Source organism: Dysgonomonas sp. 511, assembly GCF_010501105.1.
GTDB lineage: Bacteria > Bacteroidota > Bacteroidia > Bacteroidales > Dysgonomonadaceae > Dysgonomonas.
The window spans coordinates 1-26,390 of the sequence record NZ_QVMQ01000015.1 but is presented as its reverse complement, the minus strand read 5'-3'; the positions used below and the strand labels follow the sequence as shown (position 1 = coordinate 26,390).

General features: G+C 43.1%; 22 protein-coding genes. 8 read left to right on the top strand and 14 right to left on the bottom strand.

All coding sequences use genetic code 11. The features are described 5' to 3' along the window. Positions 1 to 134: 134 nt before the first annotated feature. The 14 genes from infB to D0T57_RS08330 form a co-directional block, all read right to left on the bottom strand. Complete coding sequence (gene infB / locus D0T57_RS08395) at positions 135 to 3,002, bottom strand: translation initiation factor IF-2 (protein WP_163272789.1); 2,868 nt, start codon at positions 3,000 to 3,002, stop codon at positions 135 to 137. Between the two features lie 128 nt (positions 3,003 to 3,130). Further along, positions 3,131 to 4,393, bottom strand: coding sequence for a transcription termination factor NusA (nusA, locus tag D0T57_RS08390; RefSeq protein WP_163272787.1), 1,263 nt, complete (start codon positions 4,391 to 4,393; stop codon positions 3,131 to 3,133). A gap of 6 nt (positions 4,394 to 4,399) precedes the next feature. Beyond that, complete coding sequence (gene rimP, locus D0T57_RS08385; protein WP_163272785.1) at positions 4,400 to 4,870, bottom strand: ribosome assembly cofactor RimP; 471 nt, start codon at positions 4,868 to 4,870, stop codon at positions 4,400 to 4,402. Positions 4,871 to 4,984: 114 nt separating this feature from the next. Then, positions 4,985 to 5,578: a Plug domain-containing protein gene (locus tag D0T57_RS08380; RefSeq protein WP_163272783.1), complete on the bottom strand. Its 594-nt coding sequence runs from the start codon at positions 5,576 to 5,578 to the stop codon at positions 4,985 to 4,987. Positions 5,579 to 5,663: 85 nt separating this feature from the next. Further along, a complete protein-coding gene (locus D0T57_RS08375) occupies positions 5,664 to 7,919 on the bottom strand; it encodes a bifunctional (p)ppGpp synthetase/guanosine-3',5'-bis(diphosphate) 3'-pyrophosphohydrolase (RefSeq protein WP_163272781.1) in 2,256 nt (751 codons plus the stop codon). A gap of 94 nt (positions 7,920 to 8,013) precedes the next feature. Continuing rightward, on the bottom strand, positions 8,014 to 9,987 hold the full coding sequence (locus D0T57_RS08370; RefSeq protein WP_163272779.1) for a LysM peptidoglycan-binding domain-containing protein: 1,974 nt from the start codon (positions 9,985 to 9,987) through the stop codon (positions 8,014 to 8,016). A gap of 142 nt (positions 9,988 to 10,129) precedes the next feature. After that, on the bottom strand, positions 10,130 to 10,816 hold the full coding sequence (locus tag D0T57_RS08365; RefSeq protein WP_163272777.1) for a DUF5683 domain-containing protein: 687 nt from the start codon (positions 10,814 to 10,816) through the stop codon (positions 10,130 to 10,132). A 28-nt stretch (positions 10,817 to 10,844) separates the two neighbouring features. Further along, a complete protein-coding gene (locus D0T57_RS08360) occupies positions 10,845 to 11,753 on the bottom strand; it encodes a ParB/RepB/Spo0J family partition protein (RefSeq protein ID WP_163272775.1) in 909 nt (302 codons plus the stop codon). A 47-nt stretch (positions 11,754 to 11,800) separates the two neighbouring features. Continuing rightward, positions 11,801 to 12,565: a ParA family protein gene (locus tag D0T57_RS08355; protein WP_163272773.1), complete on the bottom strand. Its 765-nt coding sequence runs from the start codon at positions 12,563 to 12,565 to the stop codon at positions 11,801 to 11,803. 134 nt (positions 12,566 to 12,699) lie between these two features. Next, entirely contained in the window at positions 12,700 to 13,857 is a 1,158-nt protein-coding gene (locus D0T57_RS08350) for a glycosyltransferase (RefSeq protein ID WP_163272771.1), read from the bottom strand. Positions 13,858 to 13,861: 4 nt separating this feature from the next. After that, positions 13,862 to 14,821, bottom strand: coding sequence for a ferrochelatase (hemH, locus tag D0T57_RS08345; protein WP_163272769.1), 960 nt, complete (start codon positions 14,819 to 14,821; stop codon positions 13,862 to 13,864). Between the two features lie 81 nt (positions 14,822 to 14,902). Further along, positions 14,903 to 15,877, bottom strand: a complete 975-nt coding sequence (locus D0T57_RS08340) for a type I phosphomannose isomerase catalytic subunit (protein ID WP_163272767.1) — start codon at positions 15,875 to 15,877, stop codon at positions 14,903 to 14,905. Between the two features lie 316 nt (positions 15,878 to 16,193). After that, positions 16,194 to 16,760 (bottom strand): elongation factor P, encoded by a 567-nt coding sequence (gene efp / locus D0T57_RS08335; RefSeq protein ID WP_163272765.1) that lies wholly within the window; start codon positions 16,758 to 16,760, stop codon positions 16,194 to 16,196. A gap of 124 nt (positions 16,761 to 16,884) precedes the next feature. Further along, entirely contained in the window at positions 16,885 to 19,023 is a 2,139-nt protein-coding gene (locus tag D0T57_RS08330) for a M3 family metallopeptidase (protein WP_163272764.1), read from the bottom strand. Positions 19,024 to 19,275: 252 nt separating this feature from the next. Between D0T57_RS08330 and D0T57_RS08325 the strand changes: the two genes are divergently transcribed. From D0T57_RS08325 to D0T57_RS08290, 8 genes are all read left to right on the top strand, one after another. Then, entirely contained in the window at positions 19,276 to 19,629 is a 354-nt protein-coding gene (locus D0T57_RS08325; RefSeq protein ID WP_163272762.1) for a DUF805 domain-containing protein, read from the top strand. A 158-nt stretch (positions 19,630 to 19,787) separates the two neighbouring features. After that, complete coding sequence (locus D0T57_RS08320) at positions 19,788 to 20,234, top strand: YhcH/YjgK/YiaL family protein (protein WP_163272760.1); 447 nt, start codon at positions 19,788 to 19,790, stop codon at positions 20,232 to 20,234. 243 nt (positions 20,235 to 20,477) lie between these two features. After that, positions 20,478 to 22,487, top strand: a complete 2,010-nt coding sequence (locus D0T57_RS08315) for an alpha amylase C-terminal domain-containing protein (protein WP_163272758.1) — start codon at positions 20,478 to 20,480, stop codon at positions 22,485 to 22,487. Positions 22,488 to 22,523: 36 nt separating this feature from the next. Next, positions 22,524 to 23,222 carry a DNA repair protein RadC gene (radC, locus tag D0T57_RS08310; RefSeq protein ID WP_163272757.1) on the top strand — a complete coding sequence of 233 codons (699 nt, stop codon included), beginning with the start codon at positions 22,524 to 22,526 and terminating at the stop codon, positions 23,220 to 23,222. 134 nt (positions 23,223 to 23,356) lie between these two features. Continuing rightward, positions 23,357 to 23,671, top strand: a complete 315-nt coding sequence (locus D0T57_RS08305; RefSeq protein WP_163272756.1) for a metal-sulfur cluster assembly factor — start codon at positions 23,357 to 23,359, stop codon at positions 23,669 to 23,671. Between the two features lie 11 nt (positions 23,672 to 23,682). Next, the gene (locus tag D0T57_RS08300) at positions 23,683 to 24,498 is read left to right on the top strand and encodes a UDP-2,3-diacylglucosamine diphosphatase (protein WP_163272754.1); all 816 of its coding nucleotides are present in this window, start codon (positions 23,683 to 23,685) and stop codon (positions 24,496 to 24,498) included. 267 nt (positions 24,499 to 24,765) lie between these two features. After that, positions 24,766 to 25,125: a CidA/LrgA family protein gene (locus D0T57_RS08295; protein ID WP_163272752.1), complete on the top strand. Its 360-nt coding sequence runs from the start codon at positions 24,766 to 24,768 to the stop codon at positions 25,123 to 25,125. Next, complete coding sequence (locus D0T57_RS08290; protein ID WP_163272750.1) at positions 25,109 to 25,801, top strand: LrgB family protein; 693 nt, start codon at positions 25,109 to 25,111, stop codon at positions 25,799 to 25,801. Before D0T57_RS08295 ends, D0T57_RS08290 begins: the two co-directional genes overlap by 17 nt. Positions 25,802 to 26,390 lie beyond the last annotated feature (589 nt).

Below are 26,390 nucleotides of genomic sequence, written 5' to 3'. Positions count from 1 at the left end.
CAGGAAACCTGTTGATAGTTGTGTGTTTCGGTGGCATGGTTAGTACCACCGATTTCAAGGCAAGATTGCTTGGCAACAACTATCAATTGGTTTTCTTTAGGTTATAAGTACAAAGATAAGTAATATTTTGAATATTACAATGTTTTCTTCACTTCAATCTCTTCGAACGGTTCAATTACGTCGCCAATCTTAATGTCATTGTAGTTGTGTATGTTCAAACCACACTCGTAACCGGCGGCTACTTCTTTCACATCGTCTTTGAAACGTTTAAGTGAACCCAGTTCTCCCGAGTAGATTACAATACCATCGCGGATAAGGCGTATTTTGTTGGCTCGCTTGAGTTTTCCTTCTTTGACCATACATCCGGCAACAGTACCCACTTTGGTAATCTTGAATACTTCGCGTACTTCTACGTATCCGGTTTGTACTTCTTTTATTTCAGGAGAAAGCATACCCTCCATAGCCGATTTAACGTCTTCTATGGCATCGTATATAATCGAATAAAGCCTTACTTCCACACCATCTTTCTCAGCAGCGCGGCGTGCGGCTTGGGATGGACGTACCTGGAAGCCTATGATAATGGCATCCGAGGCAGCGGCTAGTGTTATATCAGATTCTGATATCTGACCTACGGCTTTATGGATAACATTCACTTGTATTTCTTCCGTCGACAAGCGGATCAAAGAGTCGGAAAGTGCTTCTACCGAACCATCCACGTCTCCTTTTACGATTACGTTAAGCTGCTGGAAGTTTCCGATTGCTATACGGCGGCCGATATCGTCGAGGGTAAGTATTTTCTGCGTACGGAGACCCTGTTCGCGTTGCAGTTGCTCGCGTTTGGTTGCGATTTCCCTTGCTTCCTGTTCTGTTTCCAGTACGTGGAATGTATCTCCGGCCTGAGGCGCTCCATTCAATCCTAATACCAGGGCAGGTGCGGCAGGTGCAGCAGCTTCTATATTCTGGTTACGTTCGTTGAACATAGCCTTTACACGTCCGAAGTATGTTCCTGCAAGCAGTATATCACCTTTCTTAAGCGTACCATTCTCTACTAGCACTGTAGAAAGATAGCCTCTACCTTTATCGAGCGATGATTCGATTACCGAACCCGATGCCCTTCTGTTAGGATTGGCTTTCAGTTCCAATAACTCGGCTTCGAGCAGAACCTTTTCTAAGAGTTCATCAACACCTAGGCCTTGTTTTGCTGAGATGTCTTGAGACTGGTATTTTCCACCCCACGATTCTACCAGATAATTCATTCCGGCTAGGGTTTCTTTTATCTTTTCGGGATTTGCTCCCGGTTTATCTATTTTATTAATCGCAAAAACGATTGGTACGCCTGCAGCCGAAGCATGGTTTATTGCTTCTACTGTTTGAGGCATCACATTGTCGTCTGCAGCTACTATGATAATTGCGATATCCGTAACCTTAGCACCGCGGGCGCGCATCGCTGTAAACGCTTCGTGTCCTGGTGTATCAAGGAAAGTGATACGGCGGCCTGATTTCAGTTTGACGTTGTATGCGCCGATATGCTGGGTAATACCTCCGGCTTCTCCGGCAATTACATTTGTCTTGCGGATATTGTCGAGCAATGATGTTTTACCGTGGTCTACGTGTCCCATCACAGTCACGATAGGTGCGCGAGGTTCCAAGTCCTCAGGCCTGTCTTCCTCTTCGTTTATAGCTTCAACAACTTCGGCACTGACATATTCTGTCTTAAACCCAAATTCTTCGGCTACAATGTTTATTGTTTCGGCATCGAGACGCTGGTTGATAGATACCATGATACCGATACTCATACAGGTGGATATTACTTTCACTACAGGAACATTCATCATGTTTGCCAAATCGTTGGCTGTAACAAATTCTGTTATTTTCAGTGTCCTGCTTTCTTGTTCTTGTTGTTCCAGCTCCTCCTGATGGCGTTGAGATACGGCATCCCGTTTCTCTTTCCTATACTTGGCACCTTTGCTCTTATTATTCTTTCCTGTCAGCCGGGCAAGAGTTTCTTTGATTTGCTTTTGCACATCTTCTTCACTTACAGCTTGTTTTACAACAGGTTTGCGCAAGCTGTGCCTTCCCTTTTCGCCGCTATTGTTGGTCGATGCTCCTTTTTCTATATCAACCTTGCCTTTCTTGATGCGGTTGCGTTTTTTCTTTGCAGGATCGTCGCTGTCGTCGTTAGCCTTTTTCTTTTTGGCTTCTTCGTCAGTTTCCTTTTTTAGCAGGCGGACAGTATTCTCTTTTACTTTTTTCTGGTCTTGTTGTTCTTTTTCTAAGCGTTCTTTTCGCTTTTCAGCTTTTGTTTTCTTAGCCGGACGTGTCTTATCATTTATCGTGCTAAGATCAATCGTTCCTTTAACAACAATATTCGACTTCAATGTAGCTTTATTAAGCCTGAAGACTTCATCACCTTCTTCGCTTTCGCCCTTTTGTTGAGAGTCAGTAGTTTCAGCAGTTTCAGGTTTGCTCACAACAACTTCTTCTTGAGTTGCTTGTGGTTCCTCTATTTTATCTACAACTTCCGGCTCTTTTTCTACTACAGGTGCTTCGATAGTTTCAGGCTCCGGTTTCTCTTCTTCTATGGTTTTTTCTATCTGAATCGGTTCCGGTTTTTCTACTTCTTCTTCCTGCTCTGTCTTTTTAGGTTTATTCAAAGCATCCAGATCTATTTTGTCAACAATCTGGAAATGAGGTTTTATTTCTTCCGGTACTTCGGTCTTTATTTCTTCCGGCTCTGCATTAGCTTTCACCTCTTCGGCTTCGGCCTGAACTTCCTGTACCTTTTGAACTTCTTTGGCTTGAGCCTGTTCTTTTTGACGATGGTGGAAAGCCTGAAGATCGGCAGCGTTTCCGAATTCCTTTATAAGTAACTCTTGTTGCTCACTGTCAATTTTAGTATTGGGATTGGATTCTACATCAAATCCTTTTTTTTGCAGATGTTCAACAAGACTGCTGATACCTACATTCAAATCCTTGGATATTCTTATTAATCGTATAGACATATATTCTTTTAAAAATTCTAAATTGAACAGTGAACCCCGAAGCTGTTGATTCTAAATAATCCTTGTTGTAAAGACACCCGTCCGCTGCTCGGAGTACAAAAGTATTAAGAAATCGGACAAAAAACAAATTAAGCTTCGCTTTCGTCGCTAAATTCGGCTTTTAATATGCCCAATATTTCGTCTACTGTGTCTTCTTCTAAGTCTGCTTCCTTTATTATTGCGTCGCGATTCATTGTCAGCACGTTCTTGGCTGTAACGCATCCGATTTTTTTCAATTGGTCGATAACCCATCCGTCTATTTCGTCGCGGAACTCGTCGAGGTAGATATCTTCTTCGTCGAAATCGTCGATGTCGCGGTACACGTCGATAGTATATCCGGTGAGCATGCTTGCCAATTTGATATTGAATCCGCCCTTACCGATGGCCAGTGATACTTCTTCGGGACGCAACAGTACTTCTGCGCGTTTTTCTTCTTCGTTGATTTTCACCGAAGTAATCTTTGCCGGGCTGAGTGCTCGCTGAATATACAGATTCATGTTGGAGGTATAGTTGATGATATCTATATTTTCGTTGCGAAGCTCACGCACAATGCCGTGAATACGCGAACCTTTCATACCCACACAAGCTCCTACGGGGTCGATGCGCTCGTCATACGATTCTACTGCAACTTTAGCTCTTTCTCCCGGTATGCGGGCTATATTTTTGATTGTAATCAGCCCGTCGTTTATTTCCGGAACTTCGAGTTCGAGAAGCCTTTCCAGAAATACAGGCGAGGTTCTTGACAAGATAATTTTCGGATTATTGTTTTTGTTATCTACTCTTTCTACAACGGCACGTACGTGTTCTCCTTTACGGAAAAAGTCGCTAGGGATTTGTTCTGTTTTAGGGAGTAGTAGTTCTTCTTTTTCGTCGTCGAGCAGGAGGATTTCTTTTTTCCATATTTGATATACCTCTCCTGATACTATTTCGCCTATTTTGTCTTTGTATCGGTTGTATAGTCCTTCTTTTTGCAGTTCCAGAATCTTAGATGTCAATGTCTGGCGCAGGTTCAAAATGGCGCGGCGTCCGAAGTCTTCGAAGAATACTTCGTCTGTAACTTCTTCGCCTACTTCAAAATCTTCGTCTATTTTGTGTGCTTCGGTGAGCGATATTTCTGTATTTGGGTCTTCGAGTTCGTCATCGTTTACGATGGTGCGGTTGCGCCATATTTCGAGGTCGCCTTTATCCGGATTGATAATCACATCGTAGTTGTCGTTCGATCCGAAAAGCTTTGCTATAACGTTGCGGAAAGAGTCCTCAAGCACATTTATCATTGTCATCCTATCAATATTCTTCAGCTCCTTAAATTCGGAGAAAGTATCAATCAGACTTATAACTTCTTTTTTAGCCATGGTTTTTTATTTAAATCTAATTAAGTATTTTGTATATTTTACATCATCAAAGTTGAAGGATAGATCTTCGTCTACGGCCACTTTTCTCTTAGCACCTTCCGGTTTTACCATTTTGGTGATGGTGATGACAAAGCCGTTGTCGCCTACATCTTTCAATACACCTGCCAGTTTTTGCCCGCCTTTTGTTAATACTTCCACTTCGTTTCCTACGTTTTTTTGGTATTGGCGAAGCACCCTGAAAGGCGAGGTTATTCCTGCCGATCCAACTTCGAGTTCGAAGTCTTCGACTTCCCTATCCAGTTGCGATTCTATTTTGCGGCTAAGGAGGATGCAATCGTCTATGCTTACCCCGTTGTCGCTATCTATTTCTACTACAATTATATTTCCGGGCCTTACGGAAACTTCAACAAGAAACATATCAGAGGTTTCCTGTAAAAAATTGTTTGTAATATCTTCTATCAGGCTTTTTTCTATCATATTAGTTCGTTTATTGAACGAAAAAGAGGAAGCCTCTGCCTCCTCTTTCCCTTCATTCCGGATGCAAAGATAATAGAAATTATCCCTCATTCCAAATTTTAACAATATTTACAATTAGTGTAGGCTAAAAAAGAACTGCCCTGCATAATTCTCAACGAACAGCAGGGCAATATTCCCTTTTATCGATAACTTTTTTGGTATATCCTCCTTGCTCTTTACAAGAATGGCCGAACCTAAAAAACCGCCATACTGAGAATTCACCCCGCTTTTTACTAACTCCAACGACGACAGGTGGTCGGCATTGAAAAGGGGAAAGAAACTCAATAGATGTCCCGGAGTATAAATTGTGACATCGTTATACACCAACAGGTTTTGCCCGGCATCACCTCCTCGTATATACAGGTTCGAATTTGCATCGCCGGAGGTTTGTACTCCGGGGGTGAGTTCGAGCATTTTTAGCAAATTGGTATTTCCTAATAATGCCGGAAGGCTTTTCACTCCTTCTGCATGTAATGTGATTTTGCCGGATAATGCTCCTGTTATTTTTTGCTGTTTATCCTGTTCTACTATCACCTCCCGCAAAACGACTGTGTCTTTGGCGATTGATGTTTCGTTGTCTTGAGCTACGGCCACGAAGCCAGAACCAAATAAAAAGAAAAGAACGTATAATGCTGTAATAAACCTCTCGGAGGCAAGTTTAAATATCATATTAAAATATGTTGTTTATGCTTTTGGGGGCTTCAGAAGCAGCTATCCGTTGATAATCCACAGACAACATTTTTCACTTCTTGTATTATCCCCCTCTTTGCTTCCGGTTTACTGCTTTTATCCCTTTTATCTTGGTGATCCGGGAACACAAAGTGTGCAAATCGTTCACGTCATGGACATTGACGGTTATCTTTCCGTCGAATACACCATCTTTCGATTCTATATTCAGGCTTCTTATGTTGAGTGAGCCGGCAGTGATAACCTTAGTTATATCATTCAATATACCCATCCGGTCTATTCCGGTTACCAAAATCGTAGTAGTGAAAGGAAACTGTGTATAGCTGCCCCATTCAAGGTTTACAATCCTGTCGCCATGACTCGCTTTTAGCCTCAATCCTACACGACAATGTATATCGTGTACTTCTACCTCGTTATTCTCTTTTATACATCCGAATACCTTATCGCCCGGAATCGGGTTGCAACAAGAGGCCAGGGTAAAGTTTCTGTTGAAAGAGTCTTCTTCGAGTATATATGTCTTTTTTGGATTTATTTTTTCCAGTTCTTCCGGTATCTCTTCTTTTCCTTTGTCGCCTTTCTTGACCACATTGAACGCCCGCTTCATATACCTGACCAAGAGGTTGGATTGTCCTTGCTTGTTCAGAGCCAGCAGTTTTTCTAATTTAGGAGGGAGGATTATATCGTGGTTGCCAATGGCATAGAAAAGGTCTTCTTTGGTGTCTTTCTGGTAATATACCATCATTTGCTGGAGCACTTCGGGAGTAAGGTCGATGGTTGCTTCCATAAAGCCTTTGGTTAGTAGCTCCTCGCCTTGTTTTGCTACTTCGCGTTTCCGTTTCCTGAGTGCATATTCAATTTTAGTCCTTGCCTTGGCTGTTGTTACCAGGCTTAGCCATTCGGCTTTGGGGTATTGGGATTTTGAGGTTAGTATTTCTACCTGGTCTCCACTATTAAGCTTTTCGCTCAAAGGAACGAGCTTATGATTTACTTTAGCCCCTATGCAATGGTCGCCGATATCGGAATGGAGGTCGTATGCAAAGTCGAGTGCAGTAGCACCTTGTGCTAGTGTGCGGAGTTCTCCTTTTGGTGTGAATACGAATATCTCCTGCGAATATAAGTTGAGCTTTATCGTATCGAGGAAATCGAGAGCGTTTGGACTTGGATTTTCAAGTATTTCCTTGATTGTCTTGAGCCATTTGTCAAGTTCGGTATCTTCTTCTATTTTGCCTTCCTTATATTTCCAGTGTGCGGCAAATCCTTTTTCGGCAATGTCGTCCATCCTGCGGCTGCGGATTTGTATTTCTATCCATTGTCCGTCGGGCCCCATTACCGTGAGGTGTAGTGCCTGGTAGCCGTTTGCTTTTGGGCGGCTAACCCAGTCGCGTATCCTGTCGGGACGCAATTTGTATATATCTGTTATTACGGAATATATATCCCAGCAGCGTTTTTTCTCATCTATTCCGGGTTCGTTTTCGAAGATGATGCGGACAGCAAAAATGTCATATACCTCGTCGAAAGGTATGTCTTTGGCCTGCATCTTGTTCCAAATGGAGAATATTGATTTCTCTCTTGCCCTGATTTCATATTTGAACCCCAATTCATCAAGCTTCTCTATTACAGGCTGTGCAAAGTGTTTATATACACTGGCCCGCTCCCGGTGCGATGCTTGCAACTTCAGCTTTATGTCTTCGTAAACACTGGGGTTTTCCCATCTGAAACTAAGTTCTTCCAGTTCTGTTTTAATGGCAAACAGTCCGAGCCTATGTGCCAGAGGAGCGTATATGTACATGGTTTCCCCGGCTATCTTATATTGTTTGGCTGCCGGCATCGATCCTAGTGTGCGCATATTATGCAGGCGGTCGGCTATTTTTACCAGAATGACCCTGATGTCGTCGGACATGGTGAGCAGTAGCTTCCTGAAATTTTCGGCTTGTGCCGACGAAGCTCTTTCGCCAAACATACCTCCGGATATTTTTGTCAGCCCGTCTACAATCTTTGCTATTTTCTCGCCAAAGAGGGCTTGTATGTCTTCTACAGTATATTCTGTGTCTTCTACCACATCGTGAAGCAGGGCTGCACAAATAGAGGTGGAACCAAGGCCAATCTCGCCGCAAACAATACGTGCTACCGCTATCGGGTGGAGAATATATGGTTCTCCCGAACGGCGGCGTGCTCCTTTGTGGGCTTCGTTGGCCAAAGTGAAAGCCTTTGTTATAATCTCTACTTTACGTCGATGATTCGTATTCAGGTAGTCTTGCAGCAGGGCATCAAATTCCTGCTGTATCACTAAATCATCTTGTGTTTGCACATTTTTTTTTACCATAAGCTTTGAGTAAGGCACAAAAATAATAAAATCAATTTTAGTGCGTGTAAATTACTGCTTTAAAATTGATTTTATCTGTCTCAAATTCTGAATACTATGTCGTAGCTTTTTCGTCTTTTTCCTTTTTAGTACTTCTGGCACCGGCATCGCCGATGTTGTTGTTGTCGGAGTTTACTTCGGTGTCTGGCAGGTATATAAGTAGCCTTTGACCTACTTTAGCCATGCCCGAAGGCAGGTGGTTCCACGAAAGGATGTCTTTTTTTGTTACATTGTAGCGGGCGGCTATCTGCGTAACTGTTTCCCCTATTTTTACTTTATGATATATAATTTTTTTATCATCAATACCGGTCGTTCGTCCGGCATCATTGTCGTCGTCGCCCGATTCGATCTGGATGAGCGGCAAGGATGACGAAGAGTTGCTCAGTTCCAGGCTCTTTACGTAGTCGCCCAGAAATTCGGCTGTATATGTGGTGTCAACGGATACGACGGTCAATTCGGGTTCCGGCAATTTTACAGGTTCCTGTATCTCAACATATTCTGTTTTTTCTATTTTCAGGGTTTTTCCTACTATGAGGCTGTTCGATTTCGTATTGTTCCAGGCTTTTATTTGGGCTACAGTTGTTTTGTTCTTTTTTGCGATTCCAGCCCATGTATCACCTCTTCTGATTTTGTAGTACGAGGTAGTAGTTTTAGGTACGCTTACAGTGCGTGTAAGCCCCGAAACGGATATTACGGTAGTGTCGCTTTTGGTTGCCGAAGCAGTGGCATTAGTCGTATTTGCAGCTAATGTTTCGGATTGGGTTTGCTGTTTAGGTGCAGACTTGTAAATCTTTAAACGCCTTCCTACCGATAATCTGTTAGACGATAGTCCATTCCATTGCTTCAACTGTGTAGTGGTTACTCCATAACGGTTGGCAATACGAGCCATAGAATCTCCCCTTTTTACCCTGTATGTAATCATTCCGCTCGAATTTCTACTGCCGCCAACAACGTCTACGCCGGCTGTTTTGCGGTGGGTAAGGTATTGGTTAGACTTGTGGGTAAGTATAGCATCTTTTTTGTCGAGGAATGCACTGACTTTGCCTATCGGCAGGTTTATATTGTAAGGTTTGTATTCGCCGGGAACGATATCATCTTTAAATTGAGGGTTGTATGTGCGCAGGTCGTCGATATCTACGTTCAGCACATCGGCTATTTGTTGAAAGTGTATATGCTTGTCTACTACAACAGAATCCATCGAAGCCGGATGATTGCATTCTCCGGGGCATATATTATGTTCTTCGTAATAATTCATTGCATAGGTGGCGGCAATAAATGCGGGTACATAGCCCCGGGTTTCGCGAGGCAGGTACGGGTATATTGCCCAGTAATCGGTTTGCCCGCCGCTACGGCGCATCGCTTTATTTACATTTCCCGGGCCGCAGTTGTAGGCTGCTATTACCAGGTTCCAGTCTTTATATATATTGTACAAATCTTTCAGGTACCTTGCTGCCGCTTCTGTCGATTTGTGTGGGTCGCGTCTTTCGTCGACAAGGCTGTTGACTTCGAGGTCGTACATCTTGCCGGTTGGCGCCATAAATTGCCAGAGCCCTGTAGCTCCCACTCTCGACCGGGCTATCGGGTTTAGGGCAGATTCTATGACAGGTAGGTATTTCAGTTCGAGTGGTAAGCCGGCTTTGTCAAGCGCTTCTTCGAATATGGGGAAGAAGTATTTTCCTTTTCCGAGCATATAGCTTACCTGGTTGCGCCTGCGTCCGACATACATTTCTATGTAATCTCTGACTACAGGGTTGAACACCAGTTCCATCTGGGTGGGCAATGAGTACAAGCGCTTTATATATACCGAGTCGGGAAACGAAACAGAGCCGCTGCTGCCCGAATGGCAATCGCTGGCATATTTTATTTCTTTGCTCCATTTGGTTAATAGTTCGTCGTAATTACGTTCCATTTCGGTTGGATAAACAATATCTTTATCTGTTATGGTTTCGCGCAACGACGGTTGATTTTGAGCAAGCATAGAGAATGCAAAGCTCATGTATAGTCCTGTAAGTAATAGTCTTTTCAGCATAGGGTTTTATTAAGTACAAAAAATGTATCCATCAAATTGCAACTGACAGAGTTTACGGCACAGCCTTAATAAATAATGGATTATATCTCTAAATAGAAAATAAAGATACAGAGCTTTTGTCGAAATTACAGATAATAGTATGTTAAAAAAATATAGAGCACTGTATTCCAAACGAAGTGGAGGAATAGGAGGTAGGCATTGTTATGACAGGGACAACTCTCATCGAGAGGTCGGGAGACATATCGAAATCGTATAACTGGGCGTCTACATAGGCATCTATCATACACAGCGCGTAAACGCCTACTGCTATGATGATCGCCAAATCCCTGTTGCGGCGGAAGTAGTCTCTTCTGCTTTTGAATAGCGATGTATAATAATCCCTGTTGGAGTTGATCTTGTCTTCGTCGCTAATGAAATCCAGGTAGCTTTTTCCGCTATTGGTAACAAGGTCTCTGTACGCATCGTTGTAATCCGAAAACATGCGCCCGTTCCAAGTAATGGCATATGTAAGCCCTAAGGCCCCTCCGTAGATGATGGGCAGTTTCCAGTATTTGCGGTTGTATATTTGTCCCAATCCCGGGAATATGGCTGAATAGATTACAGCCTTTTTGGAGTCGGGCTTAAATTCTTTTTTGCCTAAAGTAATCGTGATGGTTGAATCCTGAATAAGTACAGGCTTTTCCATCTGTAGGCGAGTTATAGTATCGGCAGAGGCCGAAACAGGAGGAACGGAGTCTTGTGTATTTATTTTCTCTGGTTTCTGGGCATGTAACATTGTAAATATACTACCCAAAAAGAACCACAGACAAATTGCAAACTTTCTCCTCATAATATTTATATACGAAAAACTTTTCCTATTATTTTTTCAACTGGTCAAAGATAGCAATTATTCTCTCTAATTCTTCTTCCGATTTGAACGGAATGCTTATTTTGCCTTTTCCTCCTTCGTTGCAGGTCATTTGTACCTTTGTAGAGAAGAATTTGGATAGGTGGCTTTTCAGTAATTCAAACTCCTGAGGCGTAGCTTTTTTTACTCCCGATTTCTTTACGGTTTCTACTGCTTTTTCTTCTTTGAGCAGGTCTTCAAGCTTTTCGCCACGGCTTATGGCACGTACGTATTCCTCAACTTTGCGGACAGAAAGTCCTTCTTCCAGTATCAGTTCGTAAACTTCGAGTTGGGCAGGAGCATCTTCCAGAGTGACAATGGTGCGTGCATGCGCCATATCTATCTTTTTGTCTCTCAGTCCCATTTGTATTTCGGCAGGGAGCTTGAGCAGGCGTAGGTAATTGGCAATGGTCGTGCGTTTTTTGCCTACGCGTTCGCTGAGTTGTTCCTGGGTAAGGTTGTATGTTTCTATCAGGTTTTGATAGGCTAAGGCTATTTCTATGGCATTAAGGTCTTCGCGCTGAATGTTTTCTATCAACGCCATTTCCATCACGGTTTCGTCTTTGGCTGTTTTTACATATGCAGGAATAGAGGTCAGTCCTGCAATCTGCGAAGCCCTGTAACGGCGTTCTCCGGCGATGATCTGGTATTCGTCGTCGGCTACCTGACGCAGAGTTATAGGTTGGATGACACCTATCTGCCTGATAGATGTGGCAAGCTCCTGCAAGGCTTCTTCGTCGAATACGTGCCTTGGCTGACCGGGATTAGCCTTTATCTTCGATAATTCTATTTCGTTGATGGAAGATGAGCCTTCTGTTTTTACTTCATCAATGGTAATAAGGGCATCAAGCCCCCTTCCTAAAACCATTTTTTTAGCCATATATCTTTTGTTCTATTTGTTTTACTTTGAAACGGTGGGTTGCAAAGTTACGAATTTTTCTCTATTAGTTCTTTTGCCAGTTGTATGTGGTTGTGCGATCCTTTCGATGCGGCATCGTAAAGCAATACGGGCTGTGCAAAACTTTGCGATTCGCTCAGCTTCACATTCCGCTGGATAACTGTAGTAAATACCAAATCCTGGAAATGGCTTTTTACTTCTTCGTATATTTGGTTTGCCAGACGGAGGCGTGCATCGTACATTGTGAGCAGGAAGCCTTCTATTTCGAGGATAGGGTTTAGCTTATTCTTTATTATTTTTATGGTATTCAGTAGTTTGCTGATTCCTTCGAGTGCAAAGTATTCGCATTGCACAGGTATGATAATGGAGTCGGCGGCTGTAAGGGCGTTTACTGTTATCAGTCCCAGCGAAGGCGAGCAGTCTATAAGGATAAAGTCATAATCCTCTTTCAATGGCACAAGTACCTCAGCCATTTGCTTTTCGCGGTTTTCTATATTGAGCATTTCCAGTTCTGCTCCTACAAGGTTGATATGAGAAGGAAGCACTTCGAGCCTGTCTATCTCGGTTTTGATAATGGCTTCTTTTGGCGAAGCAGTCCCGATAAGGCATTCGTATATCGTTTTGTTTACCTTCTTGATGTCGATACCCAATCCCGAAGACGCATTTGCCTGAGGATCGGCGTCTACTACAAGTACTTTTTTCTCTAATGCTGCCAGTGAAGCGGCTAAATTGATTGTTGTAGTTGTTTTTCCTACGCCTCCCTTTTGGTTGGCCAAAGCGATTATTTTACCCATATAGTTTTTTGTAAATTTTTGAGACGACAAATTAAATAATAAAAAACAGGAAGTGGATGTTAAATATGCTAAACATTGCTTTTAATGTTGAAAAGTCCGTATTATTGTTAATAAGTTTTGCTCATGTCTTTAGGTCATATATCCAGCAGATTATAGATATTTTTTAGCCATTTCCCGTATTCGAAGCGGGATGCGGCGTTGTTTAACCCGGCGCTGTACTGCATATGGAGCGAGGGATTGTCCAATACCATCTTTATGCCGTTATATACTCCTTGCGAACTGTTTTCTACCAAGATGCCATATCTCCCATCGTCTACTATTTCGCGAGGGCCTCCGCAATCGGTAGTTATCACAGGTGTGTTCAGTACCATGGATTCGAGTAGCGAAAGAGAGAAGCTCTCCCGTTCGGATATACATAGCGACCATTTAGCTTGCAGTATATAGGGGAAGGGGTTGTCGAGCCGTCCTTTGGGTATTATTGTTTCTTGCAGGTTGTTGTCCTTTATCTGGCTGCGGAGATATTCGTCGTCGATGTCTCCTATTATATATACTCTAAAGTTGTACCCCTCATCTTTCAGCTTGGCCGAGGCGTATATAAGCCTGTCTATCCGTTTTTCGGGCGAGTTGCGTGTGATGAGGGCAAGACTGGTTTGGTCTTGTGGCAGGTTTTCGATTGGCGATTTCGACAATTCTATTATTTTAGAGAAGTCTATGGCATTGTAAATCACCCGTATGTCTTGTTGAGGGATGTTCCCATTGTGCAAGATGTTGATATAGGCATCTTTTGCAGCTTCGGATACACAAACGACCGTATCGAATTTGTTGTAGGAGTGCTGTGTAGCCTTTAGCTGCTTTTTGTTTAACCATACAGAAATCTTTTCTTTGAATGACGTTTCCTCATATTTTCTTTTATATAATATATTATGTATCCAAAGTATTTTGGGCAAATCCATTATAGAAAATATGCGTGCGAAAAATGATTCTTTGAAGCAAACAATCAGGTCGTAATCAGATTGTTTCAATTCTTTTTTCAAAAGCAGGAATAAACGGGGGAAGAAAATCATCAGGTTTTCTTCTGCCTTTTTTTTTAGGTGAGAGCCGGCAGATGGAGACAAATATTTAACAGCAATGCCGGCAGATAATTTCTTCAATAGGATATCCTTGTCGGAAGGGTGGGGGAGTAATAGCGTAATTTCACATTTCTTCTGTTTCAGACTGTTGAGCAGGTCTACAAGAAGGACTTCTGTCCCTCCCATTGTCATGCTGTCGTTGAAAAATAAGATACGCTTCATTTTTTTACAAGATTATTTTGGCTATGTCCTTCACCCAACTGTCATTGTCGTTGAGGCAGGGTATGTAATGGAATGATTGTCCGCCTTCTTTCAAAAACAGTTTCCGGCTTTTTATACTGATGTCATAAAGCGTCTCCAAGTTGTCGGCGGCAAATCCGGGTGCTATTACTGCTACTTTTTTCACCCCGTCTTTTGCCAGTTCTGTGATAGTAGAGTCTAGGTCGGGTTTGAGCCAGTTGCTTCCCATTGCCGAATGATATACCAGCCGTGTTTTGTTGGTGTTCAGTTCCAATTCGCGAAGCACAAGGCGGACCGTTTCTTTGGTCTGGAAGACATAGTCGAAATCGCGCCCTTTTTCCCAACCCTTTTCTACATGGCTGAGCGGCAGGCTATGGAATGTGAAAATCAGCTTGTCGATCCCTTGTTCGAGATATGGGCGGATGCTTTCTGCCAACGACTTAATGTAAGCGGGATGGTTGAAGTATGGTTCTATAAATTTCAGCCGGAAAGGGTAGGGCTGTTTGAAGAATACTTTTCCTACATGATCGACTACCGTTTGGTACGACGAATCTGCATACTGGGGGAATAACGGCAATACTATTACTTCGTGCAACCTTTTGTCTTTTGCCAATAAACGCTCAAAAGCAGCCTGTACACTCGGTTCGCCATAGCGCATGGCTACTTCGGTGGGCATTTCGGTGAGGGTTTCCAGTTTGGATGCCAGGTTTTTTGCATAGTGCAATAAAGGGGAACTCTTGAAGTGCGGGTTCCATATCTGCTGGTAATGCCTTGTAGAACTGAATTGCCTGAGAGGTATTATAATGCCATTGACAAGAATGGGACGAAACCAGTCGGCAACCGTCATCACATAAGGGTCTGACAACATAGACCGGATGAAACACTTCACATCCTGCCTGTTGCACGTAGCCGGGCTTCCCGTATTTATCAGTAGAATACCTTTCATGTCTTCTGTAAAAAAACGAAAACCACTACCTTTTCTATGAAAAGAAAAATCGTGGTAATCGTTTATATCTTCAGTTCAATATTATACGTAAGTCTCAAGAAGAAGGACATCGCCCTGTGGGCTTATGCTTACCGACTGGGTGTCGGCAGGGATAAGTACCGATTCGCCTTGCTTAATATTCAAGTCGTTGCCTTTATTGTCGCGGATATTGCATTCGCCTCCCATGCAGATATATGCAACGAACGAATCTATTTCAGAATAATCCCTTGATATATCTTTAGTTACTTCCAGCAGATTGGTCGTGAAATAACGGCACGACTCCAGTTCTACTGCCTGGTTCTCCTTGCGGGTGTACGATGTTTTGTAATCGTCGTACAGATCGAAGTCGATGGCGTCTTTAGCCAGTTCGGTATGCAATTCGCGTTCGTTGCCGTTCGCATCAGTACGTTTGTAGTCGTAGATGCGGTATGTGATATTCGATGTTTGCTGTATTTCGGCTATGAATGTGCCTGCGCCTATGGCGTGTACACGTCCGGCGGGCAGGAAGAATACATCGCCTTTCTTTACATCGTGCTTTGCCAGATAATCTACGAAAGTATTGTCGTCTATACTTTTGACATACGATTCGGGATTCATCTGTTTTTGGAAACCTGAATACAGGAAAGCTCCCGGGGCTGCGTTTATAACATACCACATTTCGGTTTTTCCGAATGAGTTATGCCTATCTTTAGCCAGTTCGTCGTCGGGGTGCACCTGTATGGAGAGGTTGTCGCGGGCGTCGATAAATTTTATAAGCAAAGGGAATGTAGTGCCGAAAGTTTCGAAATTATGTTTTCCTACCAGTTGTTCTTTATATGTGGTAATTACTTCGGTGAGGTCTTTTCCTTCGAGTTCGCCGTTGGCTATAACAGATACATTGCCATCTACGCTCGATATTTCCCAGCTTTCGCCAACTCCTTCTTGTATAGGGCTGATTCCTTTGAATTTAGATATTTCATTTCCTCCCCAGATAATGGTTTTGAGGATGGGGTTAAACTTTAACGGATATAGTTTCATTGATTATTGATTTTAATATTTTTCAGAGATACAAATTTACCTATTTTTTTGTAATAAGTGAACGATAATATTCACATTTCCCAATTTTTGCTATCTTCGCATCAGTTAAAGACTTAACTCAACTGATTTATACTATGCTTATTTTATTCGGGTCGAGAAGCTACACAAACAAAGACCTCACATATACTGATCTTAAGTGTTGCAATTGTGGGCAGGAGGTGAGTGAAATGGTCGAAAATGGCGTTATCATTGGGATACACAAATAAAAAAAGGATTTGCATCGCAAATCCTTTTTACTTATATAAATAATTAATATTTATCCTTTCACACGTTCTACATACGAACCGTCTTTTGTGCTGATTTTGATTTTGTCGCCTTCGTTGATAAACAAAGGTACACGCACTTCGGCGCCTGTTTCTACTGTTGCAGGCTTTAGGGTGTTGGTTGCAGTATCGCCTTTCATTCCCGGTTCAGTATAAGTAACTTCGAGAATAACGTTTTGAGGCATTTCGGCAGTCAATACGGTTTCTGTTTCTGCATGAACCTGCACTTCTACCATATCGCCTTCTTTGAGGAAAGCAACGCCGTCGATCGAATCTCCGGGTATAGAGATTTGTTCGAATGTTTCGGTATTCATGAAATTATATCCCATATCATCCTGATAAAGGAATTGGTAAGGACGTTTTTCGATACGTACTTCATCCAGTTTTACACCGGCATTGAAAGTCCTTTCCAGTACGCGGCCTGTGGTTACGCTCCTCATTTTTGTGCGTACGAAAGCTGCGCCTTTACCCGGTTTTACATGTAGAAATTCGATAATAACAAAGTATTGCCCATCTATGTCGATGCACATTCCGTTTCTTATATCTGCTGTAGTTGCCATTAATTATATTTTATAATTGGTTAAAATTCTGAGCCGCAAAGATATGAAAAAATCAGTTAGAAATTAAAATGAAGAATTAAGAATGGTGATTCTTTTATTGACCTTTCTAATTTTTAACTCTTCATTATTTTACAAATCCTCTGTTTTTCAACAGGTATTCAGGGTTAGGCTCTGCACCTCTGAATTTTTTGTATAGTGTCATTGGTTCTTCGCTACCGCCTTTCGACAATACATTCTCGCGGAACGATTTGGCGGTCTCCTGATCGAAGATATTTCCTTTTTCTACAAAAGCCTGGAATGCATCGGAATCCAACACCTCAGACCACAGGTAGCTGTAATATCCTGCTGAATAACCTCCACTAAAGATATGCTGGAAGTATGTACTTCGGTAGCGTGGGATGATTTCGGATATCAAGCCGATCTTGTTCATCGCGTCTGCTTCAAATTTGCGTACATCCAGGTTTTTCAGTCCTTCGGCATTCTTAGTATTGTTGTCGCTGGTCATTGAGTACCAGTTCATATCGAGGATGGCCGCAGCAACAAGCTCGGTAGTGCGGAATCCTTGGTTGAAATACCCGGTATTCTGTATTTTTTTGATTAGCTCGTCAGGTATAACGGCGCCTGTATCGTAATGTTTTGCATACATTTTCAGCACTTCCGGTTCGAATGCCCAGTGTTCCATCACTTGCGAAGGAAGCTCTACAAAGTCGCGCGAAACGGCTGTGCCCGATAGTCCGTAGTAGTTGCATTTCGATAATAGCCCGTGCAGCCCGTGTCCAAATTCGTGGAACATAGTCTCTACCTGGTCTATTGTAAGCAATGCAGGCTTGCCGTCGGTAGGAGGATTGTAGTTTCCTACATTGTAGATAATAGGGTGTACAGCCTCGCCTTTGAAAACTTCCTGTTTGCGGAAGCTGCTCATCCATGCTCCCGGACGTTTGCCCTGGCGTGCGAAATCGTCGAAATAGATAATTCCAATAAGAGAACCATCGGCATCGCTCACTTCGTAGGCTTTTACGTCTTGCTGATAAACAGGGATGTCTTCTCTTTGCTTGAATGTGATGCCATACAGTTTGTTTGCAACAGCGAATACGCCTTCGCGCACATTGTCGGCTTTGAAGTATGGTTTCAGAGCTTCCTCATCCAGAGCATATTTCTCTTTACGTAGTTTTTCGGCATAGTACCACCAGTCCCAAGATTCTATTTTGATGTTCTTTCCTTCCTTGTCGGCTATGGCTTGCAGTTCGGCCAGTTCTTTTTTAGCTTGAGGCAGGGCATATTTCCATATACTGTTGAGCAGGTTCATCACATTGGCAGGAGTTTTTGCCATTGTTTGTTCCAATACGTAATCGGCATGGGTATTATAGCCCAGCAGGTTTGCTTTTTCGAGTCTCAGGCTGGCTATCTTTTTGATGCTTTCTTTATTGTCGAACTCGTTGTCATTGTCGCCGCGCATATACATAGCCTTGTATAGCTTTTCGCGGAGGTCGCGGTTGTCTGCATATTGGAGGAATGGTTCCCAGCTTGTCTTATTCAACCCGAACACCCATTTGCCTTCCATGCCTTTTGCGCTGGCTGTTTTAGCAGCTGAGGCAATCAGTCCTTCCGGCAATCCGGCAAGGTCTTCTTTCTTGTCTACAACCAACTCGTAGTTGTCTGTCTCTTTCATTACGTTTTGGCTGAAAGTAAGGCTTGCCTCGCTCAGTTCTTTGTTGATCTCGCGCAGGCGGGCTTGTTTCGACCCGTCGAGCAAGATACCCGAACGCACAAATGCTTTATATTTTTTGTCCAAAAGCATCTTTTGCTCAGTAGTCAGTTTTGCCACGTTTACAGTGTCGTCGTTTACAGCCTTGATGCGTTCGAACAGTTTTTCGTTGAAGTTGATGTTGTCGTAATGCTCAGTAAGCATCGGGGTCATTTGTTTTTCGATGCCTTGGTAAACAGAGTCAGACATTGTTCCGGTCATTACCGAAAGGGCGGCGGTCACCCGGCCTAGCATCCTGCCCGATTCGTCGAGAGCCACTATCGTATTTTCGAATGTAGCAACTTCGGGGTTGTTTACAATAGAATCAATTTCGGCATTGTGTACCTTCATCGCTTCCTCTATTGCAGGCATGAAATGCTCCGCTTTTATTTTGTCGAAAGGAGGAACACCGTTAGGCGTCGTATAATCCGAGAAGAAAGGATTATCATCCTTCGTGCTTGTGGTATTACAAGAATAAACCATAATTAAAATGCTAATAATAAATAGAAACCTCTTCATATAGTTACGTTTAGATAAATATTAAGTTTGAGGCAAAAGTAATTAAAAAATACGGTCGGTAGAATACATTTTGTTGTTGTGCAGATAAAAATTAGAGGAATTAACCAAAAATCCGATTAATTTTATTAAACTTGCTTTGGTAAATTTCTTCGGTTTATCGGTTTTGATGAGGGATAGTGACTACTTAACTGGATGAATATCTTGAGATTTTAAAACTGATTTTTAATTATCAAATAGTAAATACAAACTTTTATGTTTCAAAATCCGTTTTCATTTAGAGGTCGTATTCGCAGGTTGGAATATGGAATTAGCCAGATCATAGCGGTCGTATATATTTATTTTTTCGCATTTGTCCTTCTTTTCTCAGGCTATTCGCTTACACTTTTTCTTCTTCTCCTGATTCCTGCTTATTGGTTTATCTGGGCGCAAGGGGCTAAAAGATGCCACGACCTGGAAAATAGTGGATGGTATCAGTTGATTCCGTTTTATAGATTATGGCTCTTATTTGCCGATGGTGACTATGGCGAAAATTACTATGGTCCCAATCCTAAAGGGTTAGGCAACGTAGAAGAGATGATTGACAATATTGGTAATACCGATCAGTAATAAAAAGCATACGGAAAATATATCTTCAGCGTTGATCTTGTCTTTTAAAAATTGAATTTTAATAAAGACAAAAAGATTTGATGTAGGTCATTTTAAAAAAAATAATGCTACCTTAGGCTATTAAAAAATAAAGAAATATTTAACAATAAAAAAACATCATGATTTTAGACAGTTTGAAAAATGCAGAAGCATACTATAGCCTGCATCCGTTATTTAAAGAAGCATTCGAATATGTTAAATCTGTAGATTTTGCAAAAGCAGAAGTCGGCAAGACAGAGCTTAAAGGCAAAGACCTCTTTGTAGCAGTAAGCGACAGCACTATGAAAACGGAAGACGATGCCAAGATGGAAGTACACAACAAATATATCGACATACAGATTCCTGTGAGCAAGCCGGAAACCTACGGATGGAAAGCCCGCACGGAACTGGAGGAAGAGCGCGACCCGTTCAACGAAGAAAAAGATATCCAGTTCTTCAAAGACAAAGGAACTACATTGGTGACAGCCGTTCCCGGCGATTTTGCAATCTTCTTTCCTCAAGACGGCCATGCCCCATGTATAGGCGAAGGCACGATAAGGAAAGTAGTAGTGAAGATAAAACTATAAAATCAAAACATTTAGATAAAAAGTTATAAGCCAGCAGGCAGGGCAAACGCATGAAATTTATCCGAACTCAATCCTGGGCTTGTAGGGGCGAATTATTATTCGCCCGAAATAGAGAAAACCTGCGGGCGAATGATAATTCGCCCCTACAGTAGTCAAAACCGGAATGTCACTTTTTCATGCGTTTGCCTGGCCAGCAGGGTTTATAACTTTTTATTCATCATTTAATAACATAAATAATTACCCATGCTGAAATTGATCAAAAACGACCAGTGGCTAGAGCCATATGCAGAAGCGATAGAAGGACGTTATAAATACGTCAGCAAAAGAGAAGCCGAACTAACCGGTAATGGAAAAGTGAGCCTTTCGGAATTTGCTTCAGGGCATTTGTATTTCGGCTTGCACAAGAAAGGGCGTTCGTGGATATTCCGCGAGTGGGCTCCCAACGCAACCGATATCTACATGGTCGGCGATTTCAACGGTTGGCAAAAGCAGGAAGATTTCCGCCTCGCCCGTATAGAAAACGGGGAATGGGAAATAAAACTTCCGGCGGGCAAAATCAAGCATGGCGATTTATTTAAACTGATAGTTTGCTGGGATGGCGGCGAAGCCGAACGCATACCGGCATGGGCTACCCGTGTGGTGCAAGACGAACAGACAAAGATATTCAGTGCGCAGGTTTGGGATCCAAAAGAGCCTTACGTGTTTAAGAAAAAAACATTCAAACCAAAGACCGACCCGCTGCTGATATACGAATGCCATATCGGCATGGCTGCCGAAGAAGAAAAAGTGGGCACTTACGAAGAGTTCAGGTTGAACATACTGCCCCGTATAAAAGAAGACGGCTATAACGCCATTCAGATAATGGCCATTCAGGAACATCCTTACTACGGGTCGTTTGGTTACCATGTGTCCAGTTTCTTTGCCCCGTCTTCCCGCTTCGGCACTCCCGACGAATTGAAGCACCTGATAGACGATGCCCATGCGATGGGAATAGCTGTTATTATGGATATCGTTCACTCTCATGCCGTGAAGAACGAAGTAGAAGGCTTGGGGCGTTTCGATGGTTCGTACTCGCAATATTTCCACGAAGGAAGCAGGCGCGAGCATCCGGCTTGGGATTCGCTCAACTTCAATTATGGCAAAGGCGAGGTCGTACATTTTCTGTTGTCAAATTGCCGTTACTGGCTCGAAGAATTTAAGTTCGACGGTTTCCGTTTCGATGGCGTGACGTCCATGCTCTATTACAGCCACGGGCTTGGCGATAATTTTACGGGTTACGCCGACTACTACAATGGAAACGAAGACGATGATGCTATTTGCTACCTCACATTAGCCAACAAACTGATACATGAAGTAAACCCGAAAGCTATAACTATAGCCGAAGAAGTAAGCGGTATGCCGGGACTGGCCACCCAGATAAAAGACGGCGGCTATGGGTTCGACTACCGCATGGCAATGAATGTTCCCGACTACTGGATAAAAATAATAAAGGAGAGGCAGGATGAAGAATGGCATCCTACAGGTATATTCTGGGAGTTGACCAACAGGCGCGAGGATGAGAAAACCATCTCGTACGCCGAGAGTCACGATCAGGCATTGGTAGGGGACAAGACTATCGTTTTCCGGCTGATAGATGCCGATATGTACTGGTATATGTCGAAGCATTACGGCTCGTCGTATATGACCGACAGGGGTATAGCCCTCCACAAGATGATACGTTTGGCTACGGCTTCCACTATCAATGGCGGCTATCTCAACTTTATGGGCAACGAGTTCGGGCATCCCGAATGGGTCGATTTCCCGCGCGAGGGCAACGGTTGGTCGTACAAATATGCCCGCAGGCAATGGTGGCTTGCCGATAACAAAGACCTGAAATACCACTATATGGGCGATTTCGACAAGGCTATGCTCGACCTTATTTCATCGAAAAAGCATTTCGAGAAAACGAAAATCATAAGGCTCTGGGATAAAGACGAAGATCAGGTGTTGGCATATATGCGCGAAGATTTGATATTTGTATTCAGTTTCAATCCTAGCAAGTCGTTTTCCGATTACGGCTTCCTTGCACCCGAAGGAAAATACAAAGTTGTACTAAACTCCGATTCTGCAATATATGGCGGCAATGGATTGATAGACGAATCGGTAGAACACTTTACCGTTTACGACGAATTGTATGCCAAAGACGGAAAAGGCTGGCTCAAGCTTTATATCCCTGCCCGCACGGCTTTTGTGCTGAAAAGGATAGATGATTGACAACTGCAATACTAATTGCCGGAGATAAGCAAACTTGTGGAGAATAAACAAAAACTAAACATTAAAGATTGGGCGGAAGAAGACCGCCCCAGAGAGAAGATGCTGCTAAAAGGTGTAGCAGCATTGTCCGATGCCGAACTTCTGGGCATCCTCATTGGTTCGGGCAACAAGAATGAAACGGCAGTAGAACTGGCGCAACGCATCCTGCATAGTGCATCTAACAATCTCAATGCCTTAGGCAAATTTGCCATAAAAGACCTTATCCGCAATTTCAACGGTATTGGCGAAGCAAAGGCGATAACCATTGCCGCTGCTATGGAATTGGGAAAGCGCAGAAAGCTGTCGGAAGTCATGGTGCAGCCACAGATAACATCGAGCGACGATGTTTATCATATCTTCCATCCCGTACTGGCCGACCTGAATCACGAAGAAGTATGGGTGTTGCTGCTCAACAGGTCGAACAAGGTGATAAAGAAGATGCAGGTGAGCAAAGGCGGCATCAACGGTACGGTAGTAGATGTCCGTCTGATAATGAAAGAGGCGATAGACTCGCTTGCCACGGCTATGATATTGTGCCACAACCATCCTTCGGGCAATTCTAATCCTAGCGGCAACGATAACGAGATAACCCGCAATCTCAAGGAGGCGGGCAGGATAATGGATATACAACTGCTTGACCATATAATAATTTCCGATGGGGATTTTTATAGCTATCTGGACGAAGGAGAGTTGTAGTTGTAAATAAAAAAGATAAGTCCGAAACTGCTAAATTGCCAACTTAATGCTAACTTTGCAATTCCAATATAGAATGGTTATAAACTATCGTACTTATTTGTGTGTTTACAATACACACTGAAAAAATATAGATTATGAGCGACTTATTAGCACTGGAAGGTAAGATAGTAAACATGTTGAAAACAGTTTACGACCCCGAAATACCTGTCAATATATACGACCTCGGGCTTATTTACGAGGTAGATGTAGATGATGATAGCAACGTAACTATCACCATGACGCTTACAGCACCCAACTGTCCGGCTGCCGATTTCATACTCGAAGATGTGCGGCTGAAAGTGGAGTCGATAACAGGAGTGAACAATGTGATTGTCAACCTGACCTTCGAGCCGCAGTGGACAAAGGATATGCTGAGCGAAGAAGCCAAACTCGAACTGGGATTCCTGTAAAATCTGGGCGGGTGGAAAAAAAGAAGATATATTTCCTGTCGGACGTTCATCTGGGTTCGGGTTATCATAAGAAGACTGTCGGTAAACTCCAACAGGCGACTTTGCCCTCGACAAAGGTGGACGATAATTATTTCCCTCAGCTCGAGATAGAACGTAAGCTTTGCCGGTGGCTAGATATGGCAAAGCAAGATGCTGCCGCTATCTACCTGCTTGGCGACATTTTCGATTACTGGTTCGAATATAAGAATGTAGTGCCTCGTGGGTTTGTCCGTTTTCTGGGAAAAATAGCAGAGATAACCGATTCGGGGATTGAGGTGCATTTTTTTATCGGCAACCACGATATATGGGTGACCGATTACCTGCAACGCGAGTGTGGCATGATAGTGCATCTGCAACCTCTTGTAAAAGAAATTTATGGCAAGAAGTTCTTTCTGGCGCATGGCGACGGGTTGGGCGACGAATCCCTTTCTTTCAGGGTTTTGCGAAGCATTTTCCATAGTAAAATATGCCGTGTGCCTTATGCCGCTATCCATCCGCGATGGACGGTAGGTTTTGCGCATTGGTGGTCGAACCGCAACCGCGAAAACGGCGAGATGCCCGATTATTTCGGAGAGAACAAAGAACATCTAGTCCTCTTTGCAAAGAAACATCTGAAAGTAGCCCCCAACATTAACTTCTTTATCTTCGGGCATCGCCATATCATGCTCGACCTGGCCCTGACAAGGGAGAGCCGGGTGGTAATACTGGGCGACTGGCTTACCTATTTCTCATACGGAGTATTTGATGGCGATAACTTTACGCTTGAGATTTTCGAAGAGGAAGTTTAATCCGAAATCTTTGCCAAGGCAACCACATGAAAAAATAATATTCCAGTTTTGACTACAGTAGGGGCGAATTATCATTCGCCCGAAATGGAAAAAAATCTGCGAGCGAATGATAATTGACTCCGTCGATTTTCAATTCGCTCTACAAAGCTCTGAATTGAGTTCAGGTAAATTTCATGCGTTTGCTCCGGAATCTTTGCCCGATTAGAAATCAAAGTATAAAAAAATATCTACCTTTGCACCTGAGTTAATATTAGGAGGTTATCAAAAATGAAAATGGTAAAAGGCATATTTATCATCCTTTTGTTTTATTTTCTGGGCGAGGGTATAAGTTACCTTATAAATGGATTTATCCCCGGGAATATAATAGGGATGATATTGTTGTTTCTCAGCCTTTGTCTCAAGGCTTTCGATCCCGACAATGTAAAAGATGTAGCCAATGCCTTCACGCGCAATATGGCTATTTTTTTTATTCCGGCAGGCGCAGGGCTGCTGGGTTCATACGGGCTTATCAGTAAGTTCTGGATGTCGATACTTATCGTATGCTCGGTAAGCACTATGCTGGTGATAGCGGTGGTAGGGGTTATTCAACAACGAATGGAGAAAAAGAAAGATGAAGGCGCTGTTTGAATCTACAGAATTTACCCTGCTGCTGATTTTCGGCAGCTACCTTTTCGGACAATGGGTGTTCAAAAAGACAAGGATAGGCTTGCTTCATCCTTTGATTATTTCCATAGCCATAATAATAGCGTTCCTTAAAATATCGGGGATAGATTACAGGACATTCGAAGAGGGTAGCCGCTTTGTTAGTTTTATGCTTGGACCTTCGGTTGTCGCTTTAGGATATGTGTTGTACGAGCAGTTGGCTTACCTGAAAGGAAATGTTGTATCCATCCTCACATCTGTGTTTATCGGTAGTGTGGTAGGCATTATGAGTGTTATTGTGCTTGCCAAAATTACCGGAGCCGACCAGATACTTATTTATAGCCTCGAACCCAAGTCGGTGACTACCCCTATAGCAATGAGTATTGCCGAACAATCGGGCGGCAACGTTTCGCTTACGGCGGTCATTGTGCTTTTCTGCGGTATATTCGGCAGCATTGTAGGGCCTCCTATCCTGCGTTTGCTTGGCATAAAAAGCAGCGTGGCTAAAGGTTTGGCAATGGGGGCGTCGGCACATGGTGTGGGCACAGCCAAAGCTATGGAAATGGGTATGATAGAGGGTGCTTTGAGCGGCCTTGCAATAGGATTGATGGGGGTGATGACGGCTCTGCTGATACCGATATTCCATCAACTGTTTGGCTAGGCAACAGGCTCTGATATTTAAAGGCTATTTTTTGTAAAAAAGTTTATCTATAATAGCCTAGCTGTAGGCTGATAGTCACTCGCTTGTAGCCGGGGAAATGTAACAATAGGAAATGATGAAAAAAGCGTTACTTTTGTTACTTTTTGCCACCGCTCTCCCCGCTCTCTCCAAAGGGAGAGAGAGCCGCAAGCCACGACAAGAGAGAGGAAAAGTAACAAGAAAAAAAGGGGAGAAACTGTTACTTTTGTTACTTTTTCTTCCCACCCCCCCCATAAAAGGGAGGACTTAGGTGTAGAGTGAGGGTAGGATATTGTTAACTGGCAACTGTTGACGTTAATCAGTAGTTAAATTAGATGTTCTTTTTTATACTGTATAAAAGCCATCTTGAGTTAAACATTTTCTCTTTAGCTCATGCTGCCGCGCCCTCCTGGGCTTGTCCTTCCTTTTGGCATTGCCCAAAAGGAAGCAAAAGGCTAGTGCTTCGTCCCTCGGCGACCTGTCATCGGTTTGCCGGCAGAAAGGGATAAACGGGCTCCGCCCCATCCCTTTCTCCGCCGCCTTCACCGGACAGGTTCCCGCCTGCGGAACT